We start from the raw sequence: 16,701 nt of genomic DNA on the forward strand, positions 1-16,701 counted from the left end.
ATTTTAAACCATCCTAATCTTTCTTCAGTCTTGTCTTATGGTACTTTGGCTGCTTAAAAACTGTCCGGAGTATTGATTTAGAAGAGTTGCGTCAATCTGGTTCGTCTATTCCTGAAGCCAGGACTTTATGCAAATATGTTGAGGTTTAATGTAATGAAAACTATCAATTAGTATGTGGATGGTGTTGTAAAAGTTATTGCAGGCAAGATTCGATCGCACTTTCCAATCATCCATCAAAAATCAACGCGCGTTAGCGAAGCCCTCGAAGAGGATCGCACTTTACTCGATAAATCTATCTCGCGGATGATGCGATCGCCCCTCCTCCCCAGCAAAACTAAAAAATGTATTGGCAAATCCCTTCACCGACCCAGACTCAGCAGTTAAATAATCTGAGGTTTTCCATTGGACGATCGCACAAACTCACCAGCCACCCCTGTTAACAACCGCCGACCTCTAATTATCGCAGGAATTCTCCTCGGTATCGGTCAATCCGGCTTTTTTGACGGCATTGTGATCCATCAACTCCTCCAGTGGCACCATATGTTTAGCAGCGTTAAAACCGATGCTACTGTTGGCGGTTTAGAATTAAATACCCTCGGAGATGGACTGTTTCACGCTGCGGATTGGTTGGTAACAGTAGCGGGAATCCTCTGTTTGTGGAGTGCTGTGAAGCGCAAAGATGTTCCTTTGTCAACTCAAACTTTTTTCGGTTCAATATTAATTGGTGCTGGATTGTTTGACTTTGTTGAAGGCATTGTTGACCATCAAATTTTGGGAATCCACCACGTCAAACCCGGTATCAACGAGTTAGCTTGGGATTTAGGATTTCTCGCTCTTGGAGTTAGTTTAGCGCTGTTAGGTTGGATGCTGGTACAGAGTGAAGTTCCCGCAGATACTAAAGTTTAAATGAATGCAGAGATTGGGAATTCTACCAAATCCGCGTTAAAAATCCCTGCCTCTCTTTTTAACTCATCAGTTCATCCCGCAGACTCCAACCACGCAATCAAATCCTCTTGACTCCTAAAATCCAACAAAGCCTCTCCCAAATCATCTAACTGTTCCGCAGATAACCCCTGGATGCGAGTTTGAACTTCCAGTGTAACCTCACCCACCCGCCGCACTATCTGACGCATAATTAATCCTATTTCCCCCTCAATTTTACCCCTTTCGATTCCTTGTTCGATTCCTTGTTCGATTCCTTGTTGTATTCCCTGTTCGATTCCTTGTTGTATACCAATTTCTATCCCTTTCATTACAGATCCAAGCTGATCTTGGATAAACATTTCTCGCTTGTCCAAATCTGCCGCTTCTTTGACTGTCAAATTAGCTCGGTTGGCAATTTCCAGCGCGGTATTAATCTCTTCAACAGACTCCAATGTCTCTGGTACTGCTTCCAAAGAGGGCGCGTTTTTCATAAAGTAAATCCATTTTTCCGGCAGAGTTTCAAGTTCGTTCAATTCTTTTTTGAATTTCGGTAACTCGACAAACACTAATTTTAACTCGCAGTTGGGATAGACGAATTTCTCTTCGGTTTCTGTGAATTCAAAATTGGAAATTAGTTTTTCGGTGTTTTCAAATAAGATCAAGTCGGTGATGGTTAAAGCAATGACTGGATTTAATCTTAAGTAACCGTCTCCCGCTTTGAGTTGAGTTGAATAGGTTTTGGCTGCATTGTACACTACCCGTTTTTCAAAGGCGGCAACGTTGAGTACCTGCATTTCCACAATCACGGTTTTGTTGCCGGTAATCTTGGCTTTGACATCCAGGTAACTGTCTTTCAATCCTGTAACGCTTCCGGCTGAATAAGGGTCAATTATTTCTAATTCTTGGATTGTTGGTTCTCCGTTATACAGCATTGCATTTAGAAAGCTGATGAGAATTTCTGGATGTTCGGAAGAAGCGAATATTTTTTTGAATGCAAAGTCTGTTTTGGGACTGATGAAACGCATATATTTTAGAGGATTTTTTTTTACCGCAGAGGGCACAGAGGACGCAGAGGAGGAGAAAAGAGAGGAAGATGGATATTGACAAATATTGGAAGGGTTGGGTTTTGTTGTCTCAACCCAACCTGTTATCTGAATGCTTTTATCAGCCTGTGGCTTCAGTAGTAGTTGCAGGTGACATAACTAGCTTTCCAGTTATATCCATTGTTGCCAGTTTCAGCACTTCATTAAAAGCTAAACCCCGAATTTTGAGTTCCCACCGAATGCCTTTTGCTTTCATTCGCTTGGCTTTCCGCATATCGACATCAGCAGCTTTTTGATGCAAGAGCAAATATTTCATTGCTGCTGTAGCTTCTACTTTTGTGGGAAATGCAATATAGGTGATAAATCCGCCCTCCCAGTGATTGGCGTTGCGGACACTGCTGATAGTCGCAACTCTCGGACTAAAGCGGTTCCAGTAAAAGTCGCTGTAGCCGATCGACTGTGTATTAACTTGGAGTTTGTTTGCCATTTGACTTAACTCCTATAACCTTGTGTGTGGGGTTAGCAGTACCAATTTGCTGCTGTTACTATTATAGCAAATTATTTGGAAATTGGTAACTGTTGACTGTTGACTGTTTGCTGATGCCTAAAACCTCAATTCATATTCCGCAGTGACGCGGTTGTCTCCTTGAAAATTACTCGAACCCCTGAGTAAAAGTTTATCGCTCAATCGATAACGCACAGTAAATTCTGTCGGTTGATTTGCTGACAAAACTCGAATGATTGATGCTGAAATATTGCGCGTGATGTCAAACCCAACTTCTAAACCTAAGCCGAGAGAACCCGCACCAGAACTGGAACTAGCACTTTGTGCTTCGTTCCCTCTAATCCGAGTGGGAAATAAGCGAAATTCGCTCAATCCTGTGGCGTTTGTAACCGCAGATTGAAGGTTGTTCAATAAACCCGCACCAGCTAAATTTGCGATCGCCAGTGTACTGTCTCCCTGTCCCAAAGTCTCCACGAAACTGCCGCCTAACAGCGCTACAATCTCTATTTCCGATCGACTCGGAGAACTCCTCAACTCCAGATTTTCCCCCAACTGAGAAGCCCTTCCCTGCACTAACGCTTGAACTCGGACACTCCGCACATTGCCGAAACTTGTCGGTTCGTCTGCTATTTCAGAAGCTACAGATGTGCCGGGAATGCGGAACCGCGTTACTTCCTGCACCGAAGTTGCTAATCTCACATCCAGCGTCGGATCGAGTCCTTGTGTTGGTACAAAGGTAGCAGTCTGCGGGTATCCTCGATCGAGTCTAAACTGCGTCGTAAACAAATTCACCGACCCGGAAGTCAACCGAATCGTACCCTCCGGGCGAAGGTCATCTAAAGTTCCATTCACCGTCAAGCCCCCAGTCGCCTGAAAACTCAATATCGGCGCACTCGTTACCCGAATTCCCCGGCCCAAATTCAGCCGCAAATCGTTCAATCCAACTTCAAAGGAAGGGGAAGTCGGAGTCGCAGGAGAAGCAGAAACCTCAGTTGTAGGGGAATCAGAAACCTCAGTCGCAGCGGAAGGAGAAGATGTGGAAGCAGAATCAGAACCAGAAGAGGAAGAAGCTGAGTCAGTTGTGCCGCCGCCGGGACTCCGGAGAAATACTTCACCGTTGTACAGTTCAATATTACCGCTCAACTGCGGGCGCCTAGCCGTGCCCCTTGCTTGCACTTGACCGACAACGCCGCCGCTGTACAATCCTCTGAGGTTCACTGCCAACTTGTCTAAATTCACAGCCAAAGGATTATCCGCATCGACATCACCCTCCGCAAACGGCACAGACAACGGAATCACGCCCTGGGCGACAACTTGTCCCTGACTCAACTGTCCCCGAATTCCCTCTACCCGAATACGATCGCCCTCAAAGCGCACCGTCCCAGTCAGCCCTGTCAGCGGTTCTGGGAAGGCATTCGCGCGGACAGTTGCATTTTCAAAATTCGCAATTCCTTGCGCTACCGGGTCTTGCAGCGTCCCTCCCACGCGAATTTGCACCTGTCCCTGGCCGCTGACCCACGCAACTTGCGGAGTCAATACATTAATAATTGCCAAACCTTCATTTTGCAAATTCGCCCTCAAATCAATTTGATTGCTATCAGCTTTCACCGCTGCAAACGGCAACTCAAAAGGCAAACTTCCCTGCACTTCAATTGGTTCGGTTTGAGTTACCAAAGCGCTGCCGCCAAAATTCAGGCGGGCGTTGCTGTAACTGAAACTGCCGTCGGCTTGTTTAATCGGTTCTCCGTTTAGCGTGCCCTCAAGCAAACTCAATTCCCCGGTGGCTTGCGGATTTTCCAAACTGCCGGCCAAATTCGCCCGCAAATTCAAATTTCCCGTGACATCCACAAAAGGTAATTCCACCAGTTTTGCCAACTCTTCCACCGGCACATTTTCTACCCGCAACTGCCCGGATTGAGATTTTTGCCCGAGTTGTCCCGAAAAGGCGATCGCACTTTTGCCCGATCGAATTTCCAAAGGCAAAACAGTTAAAATCCCGTCCTGAAAACTGCCTTCAAGGCTGAACGTTTCAGCGACATATTCTCCCCACTGCCAGTTATCACCTTTCACATTAAATTGAGCTTCCACACCCGTTTGCAAAGAACCGGCTACAGCAATTTCCGCACCAAAAGTGCCTTGCAATTGGGATAAGGGAGGCAATTTTTCTGATGCTTCCACTGCCTGCTGCTGCTGCAAAATTACTTCTATTTCTGCCAAGCGGCGCAACTGTTCGATTAGCGGGGCTTCTGGTTCTCCCACTGCTACAGTTTGCACGTCGCCACTGTCACCGTAAACGGGAGGTTTTATGCCTCTAGCCAAGTCGCCTAAATTGAAATATTGCAAAGCGGTTAAAACCTGCTGCAAATTGCCTTGCTGGACGTTAACTTTCCCGGCAAATTGCGGATTTGCGCCTGTTTGAACATTGCCAGAAATTAAGTATTGACCGCTGCCTTGGCGGAATATGCCATTTGTGAGAGTGGCGCTGCCGTTAGCGTAGCTGAATTCGGCTTGGAAACTGTCACCTTTAATGTAGCCGATCGCAGGTTGGGCGATCGCAATTTGTCCGCTTGCTTGCAAAGTCGCCGGATTTAACGGCAGCTTCCAACCAGGCACATTTACTTGTCCCGAAACCGTACCGGTTATCGGCCCCAAACCAGCCTCTTTCCCCGGCGATAGATTCAAAGCAGCCAGGGGAAAATCGCTTAAATTAACTCGCAAAGTTTCTCCCTCGGTTTGGCCGCTAGCCACAGATTCCCCGCGTTGAATTAAGAAAGATGTCGGCAGAAAAGATTGATTTAAAGCTACTTGAATTTTGTCGCTGGCGCCGGTTAAACGCAAATCTACACTTTTCCCAGCATCCGCATTCACACTCCCCGCCAATACCGGGTCAAAAGCGATTTGATTTACTGCTAAATCCCGAACTTCCACGTCGCCAACTAAGCTGAGGGCGGCGAGGGTTCCGGTGAGGCTGCCGGTAAAATCGACATTGCCGCGCAGGGGTGAGTTTTGCTGTGAGGAATTTTTGTCCGCAATTGCCGACAAAAATCCTAACTGTTCTGCTGGTAAGGCTTCCAGGTTAAAGTTGGCGAGTTTGACATCCAAATCTAAGTTGGAAATTGAGGGCCCTCCTTTACCTTCGAGTTCGACGTTAACAAAGCCGTTTGCTGTCAAACCGGGAGTTGTGGCGTTCTCAATTTCCACCCGTTTGCCGTCCCAATTAAATACTGCCTCAAAAGGTTGTTTCAAAAACGGCAATTCCGAGATGCGGAAACTTCCCCCAGCGCGAACTGTTTGTAGGGAACCGGCAATCGCGCCGGATAAATTGATATTGCCGTTAAACAGTCCTCCAAGCTGGGGGAGATTTTGGGTACTGGAGACTACCCCTCCGGTTTGCAAGCTTTGTCGCTGCGACTCAAAGGCTTGCTGGAAGCGACTTAGAGCAATTTGCTCGCCCTCGATTGACGCGCGCCAATTCCCCGATGCGGCGCTGCCTTTAGCATTGACAATTCCTCCGCCGTTGGCGAGTCTAATTTGTCCGTCGCCGTTGGCGGTGATGTTGTTGGCTGTTAGATTATCTACTGTTCCCAAAATGCGGACTTGGCCGTCGAGGGTTCCGTTAATTTCTGGCGGTAAATCCGCTGTCAGCAAACCAGTTTGTTTGAGGGTTTGTTCTAAATTACTGACGGCAATTCCGTTCGTTTCCAGCAATGCTTGCAAGTTGCCGTTTTCTAATTTGGCCGTAGTATCGATCGCCCCGAGTCGATCGACCACAATCACTCCTTCTCCGCTTGCACTAATTCCCTTTGCTGTCAAGTTATCCAAACTGCCCGCTGCTTGGAATTCGCCGTTAACTCTGCCGTCAAATCCTTTAGGCAAAGTCGCCGCTAGGGTAAAGAGTTGGGTATTGCGGATTGTTTGTTCTAAGCGACTGAGAATAACTCGATCAGCATCGGCGAAAGCTTGCCAGCGTCTGCCTTCTAATTTACTTCTAAAAGCAAGAGTACCGTCCCCTATATTGAGTAGGCCGCTGCTGCTGACGCCTATCTCGGGGGCGGTTGAATTATCAAGACTGCCACTGGCTTGAATTTCATTGGATATTTGTCCGTCAAGCGATTGGAGATTTTGGATTTTGGATTTTAGATTGTTGATATTGGCGACTGTTTGGGGATTGTCAGCAGCGAAAGCTAAGCCAACATCTAACAGCGGTATTCCTAAATCTCCTAAGCCGCTGATGGAAGTGCGATCGGTTTGTGCTGTTGCTTGCCAGTTTCCGGCTACCACTTCTCCTTTAAAATTAACATCACTGCCGGCAAGATTGAGTCTGCCGCTGCCGCTGGCATTGATGCTGCTAGCAGTCAAATTGTCAAGACTTCCCGATGCTGTAAATTGACTCGATAGCAGTCCGTCAATCGATTTTAGATTCTGGATTTTGGATTTTAGATTGTTGAGATTTGCAGATTGCTGATTTTCGGTATTGAATGCTGAAGCCACATCTAAAATCGGCAGTGTCAAATCTACCAAGCGGTTGATGGAAGTGCGATCTGTTTCTGCTGTTGCTTGCCAGTTTCCCGCTACCAATTCTCCTTGTAAATTGACATTGCTGTCGGCAAAATTGAGTCTACCGTTGCCAGTAACATTGATTGCGTCAGCAGTCAAATTGTCAACATTTCCCGCAATTTGAAATTCACCTGCTAGCTGCCCGCCGAGCGATTTTAGATTTTGGATTTTAGATTCTAGATTCTCCCGATTGGCGGTCGTTTCCCGTGTTAAAAACGGCAAGCCAATATCAATCAATTGATTGACAGCTACTTTTTCAGTGTTGCCAATAACTTGCCAGTTACCCGATTCGAGTTCACCATTAACATCAACAATACTGTCAGCAATATTCAGCGTTCCTTTGCCCGTCGCAGCGATCGCATTTAAACTCAAATCGTCCAAAGTTCCCGCAGCTTCGGCGGTTCCGCTGAACAAACCGGCTAGTTCAGGAGGCAAATTAAGGTCTGGCAGGGCTTGCTGCAAACTGTTCAGGGCTACGCGATCGCCCTCGATCAAAGCTTGCCACTGACGGCCTGTTAACGCAGCATCCACGTTAACGGAAGCGTCGCCAATTTTCACAACCGTATTTTGCAAATCCACCGAATTGCCTCCGGCTCGAATTTCGCCCGCAGCGGGGAAAGTCCCTTGCGGTGCTTGCCATTGAACTCTAGCTTGAATGTTGTCTAACGGGCCGAAAATTTGAGCTTTGGCGGAGACATTGCCAATTTGAACAGTAGCAGGAATCGGGAGATCGTAAATTTGGGTGATCGCATCGGCCGGCACGTTTTCAGCTTGGAGGTCAAACACCAAACCCGATCGCGAATTCTCACTTCCCAACCTGATATCGACTTCACCTTTCCCGCCAATTTTACCACCCGCCGCCGGCACTACCAAAATATCGCTCAAAGTCAATGCTAAAGAGGAAAACGGGGGAATAGAAGATTGAGAATTGGGAGTTGGGATTTGAGCCATTCTCCCGCGTTCCAATTTGAAATTAGTGCTAATATTGTTTAATTGCAGTCGATCGACTGTAGCGGGTTTTGTCGAGGCTATCACACCTGTCAGCACCGGCAGATCAACGGTTCCAGTTAGCTTGGCATCCGCCTTCACCTCCCCCGCAACAGCAACGGGCCATACTACTTTCTTCCCTAACTCTGTCTCCACCGCACTGACAACACTTGCGAAAGCCACTGGTTGCACGTTAGTTGTCAGATTGAAGCTAGCGTTCTCCACATTAAAATTAGTTCCAGTTGCAACTGTTCCTGCTATTCTAAGCGGAATTAGACCGTAATTAGCCGCCAGACTATCGACAATCACATTAGTTCCCTGAAACCGCAACTGACCGCTGCTATTTTGTATAATTTGTTTCAGCGGAGCGATACTCGCTTGCACTCCTCCAAAACTAGCGGTTCCGGTAATTCCCCATAGTTTATTGTCTCGCAATTGCACGGTTAAGTTGCCATTAGCAAGACCTTTTTGTAAATAAATGCCGGGAAGTTTGAGCAAGCGAGCGAGGTCGGGCAAAGGCAATTTTTGACCTTGCAACTGTACGTTAGTTTGAGCCGCAGGTAACATAGAATCAGCTTTAACTATAAAATTATCGCTATTAGTAAATTGACCGTTTAGTTCGTAGAGAACGCGCTGATTTTGGTCGCGAAATAGAGCGCTGCCATTTTTCACGCTTACAGAAATCGGAGCCGAAGTTTTCTGTCCGACTGCGGGACTCGGTACCAAAACTGCGACGGAATTTTCAGCTCGAAATGCTTCAACTTCTGTTTTAAATAAACCCGGAGATTTCTGCTCCGCAGTTGGAAGATTAACCCAGCGGCCTTTAGCATCCTGTTCGATATAAGCGTTGGCTTTAACTAAAGTAATATCTAATTTGAGAGTGCGGGTGAAGAGCAGTTGCAAAACCGAAAACTGCACTTTAACTGCTTCTGTAGAAACGTAATCCGGATCGGTAGGAGTTGCAGGTAAAGTCGATCGACCAAAGCGCAAAGTTGTCAGAGAAAATCCCTCCAAACGTCCGAGTTGCACGGGCCGCTTCAGCAACTGACTGACTTCAGTTTCCACCAAGGGAGCTAACTTTTCCCGCACCCACTGGTATCCTAGCGCCGCCCCAACCAAGGCGATAATGCCCAATCCCGTACCGCTAAGCAGCACCAGACGCCACCAGCGGCGGTGGGGACGGGGTGCGAGTTGATTTTTGTTATCGTCCGAGTTAGTCATGGGTGTTTCTCAGAAATCAGAGAATTCAGAAATTATAGGGAATCAGCCGATTTTAGACAGGTATAATCTCTGTGATTCGCCAGGGTGGCTTCTGCCTTTGGTAGACTCAAAAGTGAGGTAGGAAGTGCCGATCCCAGGATCGATCGCAGGCAAAAGGCACGCCCCCACTCCAGGGTAAACTCCAGAAACCTTTACCGAACTTAATCAAAACACGCAACACCACTTAAAACCAAGTCCTCCAACTCTCCCAAATCCTCTAGATTCCCCCCGCAGTGCAGGATCGGTGGTCAATCTAAAATCTAAAATTTCAAACCAAGTCGTCCAAATGCCCCAACTCTTTTCGATCCCGCCAGTGCAGGATCGGTGGTCAATCTAAAATCTAAAATATAAAATTTAAAATCGGTTGCCCGATCGCTTCTAAGATAAAAAAACGGTGGTTAAGAAGGTCTTTAAAACTTATGCGAGTGTTCGTCTTACTCTTCAATGCCCGCACCGAGAATGAGGGAATTCATACCATTCAACTCGGCGATCGCAACAAAGTTCTGATGTTTGAGTCAGAAGACGACGCCACCCGCTTTGGCGTGATGTTGGAAGCTCAGGATTTCCCGGAGCCCACTGTCGAGGCGATCGACGAGGAGGAAATTAAGGAGTTCTGCAACAGTGTTGATTATGATTGGGAACTTGTGCCCGCGGGCGCGCTGGCTATTCCCCCAGAAGACAATGTAACACAGACTCAGTGGCAGCCGGAGTCCGAGTCCGAGCCCGAGCCTGATTCTGAGGTTTCCCAAAACGAACTGGATTCTATTCGCCGCCGACTCGAAGGACTTTTGTAATAGTCATTAGTCATTAGTCATTAGTCAGCAGTTATGGGTAATGGGTAATGGGTAATGGGTAATGGGTAATTGCCTCTCTCTCGGAAGTAGATTTAGCCGATCGCCAGAACCGCAAATTTCGAGCCTTTGAGTCACGACTTCACCAAGCTCACCAGCGGGCAGGCAATGCTTACCCTATTTTGTACACCTAATGACTAATGATAACGACTAATGACAATGACAAATGACAAATGACAAATGACTAATCAAAAAATATGAAAAATTTAGAAGAAAGAGGGCATCTACTGACGGAACAGGTGAATGCCAACAGCGAGAATTTAGACCAACTCAGTTCGATAGAATTAGTGGACTTGTTCAACCGCGAAGACGCCCAAACCTTAAGCGCGATCGCCCGTGCCCGCGAACAGTTAGCCCAAGCGATCGACATTGCAGCCGAGTCTCTACGTCAAGGAGGTCGCCTGTTTTACGTCGGTGCGGGTACTTCCGGGCGCTTGGGGGTGCTGGATGCGGCTGAGTGTCCCCCCACCTTCTGTACGCCGCCAGAACTCGTACAGGGCATAATTGCCGGGGGTGCGGGGGCTTTGGTGCGGAGTTCGGAGGATTTGGAGGATCGGGCTGAGGATGGGGCTGAGGCGATCGCCCACCGTCACATTACCAACTTAGATGTGGTTGTCGGGATTACGGCTGGAGGTACGACGCCGTTTGTCGCGGGCGCTTTGCAGGCGGCGCGCCAGCGGGGGGCGAAGACTGTGTTTATGGCCTGCGTACCCGTCGAACAAGTGAATTTTGAGGCTGATGTTGATATTCGGTTGTTGGTTGGCCCGGAGGTAGTGGCGGGTTCGACGCGCTTGAAAGCCGGTACAGTCACAAAAATGGCTTTGAATATCCTTTCGACTGGGGTAATGGTGAAGCTGGGGAAGGTGTACGGCAATCGGATGGTTGACGTGGCAGTAACTAATAAGAAATTGCGCGATCGGGCTGTGCGGATGTTGCAGGATTTGACTGATTTAAACCGGGATGAGGCGGGTTTTTTGCTCGAAAAAAGCGGCAAGTCTGTTAAATTAGCTTTGATGATGCACTGGACTAATTTGGAGAAGGAAGAGTGCGATCGAATTTTGGAAGAGTTTCAAGGGAATTTGCGATCGGCTGTGGCATCAATTAGTCATTAGTCAGTCATTAGTCATTAGACCTCTCCAAAAAAGGAGCTCAAACCCTTGCACTGTCTGGGCAAAAACTTAATTTCTGGAGAGGTCTATTTGTCATTAGTCATCTGTCATTAGTCATTTGCAATATCGATTCAAAAAATTGTGAAATCTCTTCAGTGGATCTGATGTGATAAACACTTTTGGTATTTTGAGCGCGATCGACATACTCGCGATATCTGGGAGTCAAATACTTGTGACACAACCAAAGAACGCGGTAACTATTAATTGAACTCTTCAATATCGGACTGTTTTCAGGCCAGCCTTCTGGCGGTATAAAGCTACCTGAAATCAGCCGTTTAGTCACCCACCAAAAATGCACGTATAACGGTAAATCGACAAAAACCAGACTATCCGCCTCATTCAGTCGAAGCCAGACGGTTTCCATGCAACCAAACCCGTCAATAATCCATCGGTCAGTAGCCAAAATTTTCTCATGGATCTGCTTATATTCTTCATTTGGAACCTCAGCGCCCCCAGATTGATATTGAATCTTATCCAAGGCGTAAAGTGGCAAACCAGTGATTTCTGATAATCTCTTACTGAGAGTTGATTTACCGCCTCCAGTGTTGCCAAACACGGCTACTTTTTTCATAGTTCCCCTTTTAGTAATTTAGTTATTAGTCATTAGTCATTAGTTATCAGTAGCGGAATAAAAGCTAAAGGTACATCTAATTTATAGGTTTCAAAAAACTCAATTTCGGTGATTTTTGGCGCAGATCATTGACGTTTTTGAGAAAGGCGATTAGGGTCAGTATATATATTTGTTGTTTGGCGATCGCTTGGATATTTTATCAGACAAGCGATCGCGGCCCGGTATTGTCTGTCGATCGATTTGTAAAATATCTGTCACATCTAAGGCGATCGCTCCTTAGTTAAAAAAGCCGTTTCTGAAGCCAACGCACCTAGTACGAGACTGCTGGATACTCTACCCACTTTGAAATTTCAAACCCAGTCCTATGCAACCAAAGCCTAACCTTAACCTATACTCATTCTTGGGGCATCTCCCCTGGCTTAAAAAAAGCTACACTGCCAAAATTATGGTGGTTGCATTTTTAGGCACGCACGTTCCTTTGCTAACCTTAATGGTCTGGTTTCTTACCTCAAACGCTTACTCTGTAGAGACATCAGTCCGGGTTCTGCTGATTGCTCTGCTGGCGACATTAGCGGGTACGGCAGTAACGCTTTCTACGCTACGCTACCTCCTGGTTCCGGTAATCTTAACCTCGGAGGCTCTACAAAACTACCTCGATACAAGAACATTGCCGAAATTACCCACAGAGTTTACTGATGAAGTCGGTACGCTGATGGCAAATTCCTCACAAACGCTTTACAAACTAGATGAATTGATTCATTACATTACCCACTACGATGAACTGACTGGATTGCCAAATCGTGACTTATTCTGCGATCGCCTGAATCAAACCCGATCTCAAAATGACTCACCCTTGGTCGCAGTGCTGGTATTGGGTATCGATGATTTCACAGGGATGCGCCATGCGTTGGAGCCTGGGATATCCGACTTACTAATTAGAGCCGTTTCCCAACGGGTGGTACAGTGCATGGATCGGTCAGATGTCTTGGCGCGTTTGGGCGATGGTGAGTTTGCGATCGCTCGCAGCGAACTCCCCTCACTGGAGAGTGTGGTCAAGCTATCCCAATTGCTGCTGAGTACGCTGGTCAAACCTTTCTCTATCAACGGCAACCCGATCCATATCACTGCCAGTCTTGGCATTACATTGAACCATCTAGAAAATACAAATTCTGTAGAGAAACTTCTTCAGCAAGCCGACTTCGCACTTCATCAGGCAAAGCAGCAAGGGCGGAGTCACTATCAGTTTTATTCACCAGAAATGAACGTTCAGTTACAGGAGCGACTGGCCCTAGAAAATAGCCTGCGCGGAGCGCTGGAGCGTAACGAACTACTGGTTTACTATCAACCGCTGATCGACCTGCACAGCGGACAGGTGACAGCAACGGAGGCGCTGGTTCGCTGGCAGCATTCTACAGAGGGTTTGGTCTCTCCGGCAAAATTTATTCCGATCGCCGAGGCCAATGGCGAGATCGTGCCCATTGGTGAATGGATCTTGCGAACGGCTTGCGCTCAAACCCGTAGCTGGCAACTGGCTGGGCTGCCAGCCCTGCGGATTTCGGTGAATCTGTCGGCTCGACAATTTGAGCAGCCGAATCTGGTTGAGATGGTTCGCCAAATTTTGGCCCAGACGGAACTCGAAGCTGCGTATTTAGAACTGGAAGTGACTGAAACTGCCTTGATGACTGACATTGATCGATCGGTCAAAACCTTAACGCAACTGCGAGAACTTGGCGTGTCCCTCGCCCTAGACGACTTTGGCACAGGTTATTCTTCCCTCAACTACCTGCAACGGTTTCCGGTTAATATGCTCAAGATCGATCGATCCTTTGTCCAAGATGTACTGTCTAACCCGGACAGCGCCACCATTACTGATGCGATCATTGCTCTGGCAAAAAGTCTGCGATTAACGATCACCGCAGAAGGTATTGAAACCAAGGAGCAGCGTGACTACCTGCAAGCGCGAGGCTGCGATGAAGGTCAAGGGTTTTACTTCAGTCGCCCTGCTAACGCTGACACGATCGCCAAACTGCTAAACGAGTCGTTTCAGTCTGATGCAGCATCTCTCGCTCTTGCCGGCCACATTTAAGGAGCGCGAATTAAATAACTTACAATTTTAATTGTTATTGTGGGATGGGCGTCCCACAAACTTGTGGAAGTTATTTAATTCTCATTCCTAAGCTGAACCATTGGCTGTCACTGGTAATGCGATCGTAAAGCGCTCTCGTTTTTAGATTCCCGACTTCTCCAAGAAGTCGGGAATCTGGGTATGCTGTTTTTTAGGCGTTAACAAAAACAGAAGATGTAAGCTGACTTTGACTTACACCCTGCACGATTCCCAAATAATTACTACCAGACTTAATCGCCGTAGAAGCGACGCTTGCACCTCCATCCAACTGCAAACTCACAGCTTCAAAAGTCAAATTTGCAAATCCGATACCGTCAGTCAAACCTATTTTATCCGCAGCCCCAAAATCGGTAATCACATCTGCACTAATTAAAGTAGCCGAAGCAGACAAACCTCCTGCTAAAATAAACGTATCATTTCCGTCGCCGCCGGTCAAAATATCTTGCCCGCGATCGCCCGCCAACAAATCGTCACCGTTACCGCCCATCAAGACATCATCTTCTTTGCCACCGCGAATAGTATTGTTACCGTCAGATCCGATTAGTCGATCGTTATCGTTGTTGCCGCTGATAAAATCATTGCCAACACCGCCATCAATCAAATCGGATTCTTTGCCGCCGGATAAGCTGTCATTGCCTCCTGCGCCATTAATTGTATCCGCACCTTGCATTCCATTAATGCTATCAGCACCTTCTCCCCCCATGATATTGTCTTTGCCGGAAAGGGCAAAAATTGGCAATCCCGCAGCATTTGTCGGTATTTGAATATCGGCACTATCTGATAGGAAATAATTGCCGTCGCTGGCTGTATTTTTGGGTGCTGTCGTCGGGCTGCCGTCCCCTGTAGCATTGGGTATTGGCGAAGTAATCGATACCAATGTGTTGGGAGTAGGTGTGGGAGTAGGCGTGGGAGTAGGTGTCGGTGTCGGTGCGGGATTGACACTACCGTCAAGAGAAGTCGCAAAAACTTGCGTCCAATAGTGATTGAAATTTTCTGTGCCAGTATCGTCGGCTAAGAAATAGTAACCAATCCCAATTTCTTTGAGATTGGGGTTAAGAATGTTAGTCCGGTGGCCGCTGCTGTTCATCCAAGAGGATACAACTTGTTCGGGTGTAGAAGATCCCGCAGCGATGTTTTCTGCTGCCGCTGAGAATTGATAGCCCGTTGTAGTAATGCGACTGGTGAATGACGAACCATCTTTTCCGGTATGCGAAAAGAAGTCTTGCAGTGCCATGTTTTGGCTGTGATTTTCCGCCGCATTTAGTAACTGAGTATTTAAGGTTAGCGGCGACAAACCTAATTTACTGCGTTCTAAGTTGGTAAGTTCTAAAACTCTATAAATAAAGTTTTGATTGGTTGAAGTTGGTGCTACTTGAGAGGCCGATCGCTCTCCTGTAAAAATGTCCAAGGACTGAGAACCGGAATTTTGTAGTTCAAGCATGGGGATGATCGAGAGTTTTAAGACATGGTTTTGCTGGTAGATGGCTTACCGTCTTAACGATAGTTTCCCCGATCAGTAGCTAGCTGGGCAACATTAAATACTTGTATTAATCCCTGCCGCTGCTTTATCTATCTTGATTATAGCTGTTCTCAAAGTGCGGATGTCAAGATCCCGGCTCTGGTTGGGAAAGCGAAGAGTACGCTCGAATTTAAGGAGAGTTTCAAAGGAATTTGCGATCGCCCGTGGCATCAATACAATTTTAGATTTTAGATTTTAGATTTTTCCTGATTAGTAAGGTTTGCGCTACGCACCCAGCCCGCTGGCTGGCTGGCTAGAAACCCGGTTTCTACGAGTTTTGCAGAGAGGAACGACAAATATAGGAAGAAACCGGGTTTCTGAATTCTGTGTGCGATCGCGAACAGAGTTTTTAGTAGAATCCTCACAAAAAAATCTCAATAAATTCAAAATTCACAACCGCGCAGGGTTGTTCGCGATCGCCAAAGCAATCTCAAGATTTCAAACTATTTTCTTGTCCTGCTTTAGCCTCCAGAGCAACTTGTTCAACCTCATCTTTGGCGAGATTTTCCAAAGCCGCCTCTGCTTCTTTACCGCCCAACCGCCCCAGAGCTTGGGCGACTCTGTAACGGATCTGCCAATCTGCATTGGAAGCGTAGGGAAGCAGCAGCGGCAGCGCCCGTTTATCTCCCAATTCACCTAATGCGCTGATGGCAATGGTTTGGATCAATTCGTTTTCAGAAGTGAGGGCATTTTCTAACATGGGAAAGGCTTTCGGATCTCCCATTTCTCCCAAAGCCGCGACGATGCTCAGTTGCACCAGCCATTCAGAGGTACTGCTATAAACTTGCTGCAAATCTTCTAAAGCATCGGTTAATTTCAATGCGCCCAAAGCATCGGCTGCTGCTGCTTGCACGTCGGGTTCGGGGTCGTTGTTCAGGCTGTTTCGCAGTACCTCTAAAGCGTTCGGCAGATTCTGCGTACCGAGGGTTGATATCTGGCTGACTGCTGCGTAGCGAACCCGGACGTTTTTGTCGCCGATCGCAATTTGAATGAGTTTATAGGCGATCGCGGGTTCTAGTTGCCGCAGTTGGTTGACTGCTCGCAGTCTTTCGCCAAAATCCTCGGAATTCAGCAATTGTTCGACAGACTCAGGGGTAATGCTCATCGGATTTTAGATTTTAGATTTTAGATTTTAGATTTGGTAATTGGCCATTGCCAAAAATTCGCAGATTGAAAGAGCGATCGGCTCG

11 protein-coding genes are annotated in these 16,701 nt (G+C 47.1%); 5 read left to right on the plus strand and 6 right to left on the minus strand.

The annotated features are described in order from the left end of the window. The first annotated feature begins 174 nt into the window (after nucleotides 1-174). Both QUA74_RS20455 and QUA74_RS20460 read left to right on the plus strand, forming a co-directional pair. On the plus strand, nucleotides 175-384 hold the full coding sequence (locus QUA74_RS20455; RefSeq protein ID WP_333332950.1) for a hypothetical protein: 210 nt from the start codon (nucleotides 175-177) through the stop codon (nucleotides 382-384). Between the two features lie 18 nt (nucleotides 385-402). Beyond that, the gene (locus QUA74_RS20460; RefSeq protein WP_333332952.1) at nucleotides 403-906 is read left to right on the plus strand and encodes a DUF2243 domain-containing protein; all 504 of its coding nucleotides are present in this window, start codon (nucleotides 403-405) and stop codon (nucleotides 904-906) included. Between the two features lie 71 nt (nucleotides 907-977). Here QUA74_RS20460 and QUA74_RS20465 read toward each other — a convergent pair whose 3' ends face one another. The 3 genes from QUA74_RS20465 to QUA74_RS20475 form a co-directional block, all read right to left on the minus strand. Continuing rightward, complete coding sequence (locus QUA74_RS20465) at nucleotides 978-1,949, minus strand: Rpn family recombination-promoting nuclease/putative transposase (RefSeq protein ID WP_333332954.1); 972 nt, start codon at nucleotides 1,947-1,949, stop codon at nucleotides 978-980. Between the two features lie 139 nt (nucleotides 1,950-2,088). After that, nucleotides 2,089-2,454, minus strand: coding sequence for a hypothetical protein (locus QUA74_RS20470; RefSeq protein ID WP_333321168.1), 366 nt, complete (start codon nucleotides 2,452-2,454; stop codon nucleotides 2,089-2,091). 117 nt (nucleotides 2,455-2,571) lie between these two features. Continuing rightward, entirely contained in the window at nucleotides 2,572-9,237 is a 6,666-nt protein-coding gene (locus QUA74_RS20475) for a translocation/assembly module TamB domain-containing protein (protein ID WP_333332956.1), read from the minus strand. A gap of 458 nt (nucleotides 9,238-9,695) precedes the next feature. Between QUA74_RS20475 and QUA74_RS20480 the strand changes: the two genes are divergently transcribed. Together QUA74_RS20480 and murQ are read left to right on the plus strand one after the other, a co-directional pair. Next, nucleotides 9,696-10,070 carry a DUF3110 domain-containing protein gene (locus QUA74_RS20480; protein WP_333332958.1) on the plus strand — a complete coding sequence of 125 codons (375 nt, stop codon included), beginning with the start codon at nucleotides 9,696-9,698 and terminating at the stop codon, nucleotides 10,068-10,070. 254 nt (nucleotides 10,071-10,324) lie between these two features. Next, the gene (murQ, locus tag QUA74_RS20485; protein WP_333332960.1) at nucleotides 10,325-11,239 is read left to right on the plus strand and encodes an N-acetylmuramic acid 6-phosphate etherase; all 915 of its coding nucleotides are present in this window, start codon (nucleotides 10,325-10,327) and stop codon (nucleotides 11,237-11,239) included. Between the two features lie 97 nt (nucleotides 11,240-11,336). On the opposite strand, the gene QUA74_RS20490 is transcribed toward murQ, so the two are convergent. Next, on the minus strand, nucleotides 11,337-11,867 hold the full coding sequence (locus QUA74_RS20490; protein WP_333332961.1) for an adenylate kinase: 531 nt from the start codon (nucleotides 11,865-11,867) through the stop codon (nucleotides 11,337-11,339). 445 nt (nucleotides 11,868-12,312) lie between these two features. Between QUA74_RS20490 and QUA74_RS20495 the strand changes: the two genes are divergently transcribed. Continuing rightward, nucleotides 12,313-13,953 (plus strand): bifunctional diguanylate cyclase/phosphodiesterase, encoded by a 1,641-nt coding sequence (locus QUA74_RS20495; RefSeq protein ID WP_333332963.1) that lies wholly within the window; start codon nucleotides 12,313-12,315, stop codon nucleotides 13,951-13,953. 190 nt (nucleotides 13,954-14,143) lie between these two features. Here QUA74_RS20495 and QUA74_RS20500 read toward each other — a convergent pair whose 3' ends face one another. Next, complete coding sequence (locus QUA74_RS20500) at nucleotides 14,144-15,433, minus strand: CAP domain-containing protein (RefSeq protein WP_333332965.1); 1,290 nt, start codon at nucleotides 15,431-15,433, stop codon at nucleotides 14,144-14,146. A 508-nt stretch (nucleotides 15,434-15,941) separates the two neighbouring features. Continuing rightward, nucleotides 15,942-16,616, minus strand: coding sequence for a phycobilisome degradation protein NblB (gene nblB / locus QUA74_RS20505; RefSeq protein ID WP_333332967.1), 675 nt, complete (start codon nucleotides 16,614-16,616; stop codon nucleotides 15,942-15,944). Nucleotides 16,617-16,701: the final 85 nt, after the last annotated feature.

The sequence above is a fragment of the Microcoleus sp. LAD1_D3 genome (genome assembly GCF_036702135.1).
GTDB lineage: Bacteria > Cyanobacteriota > Cyanobacteriia > Cyanobacteriales > Microcoleaceae > Microcoleus.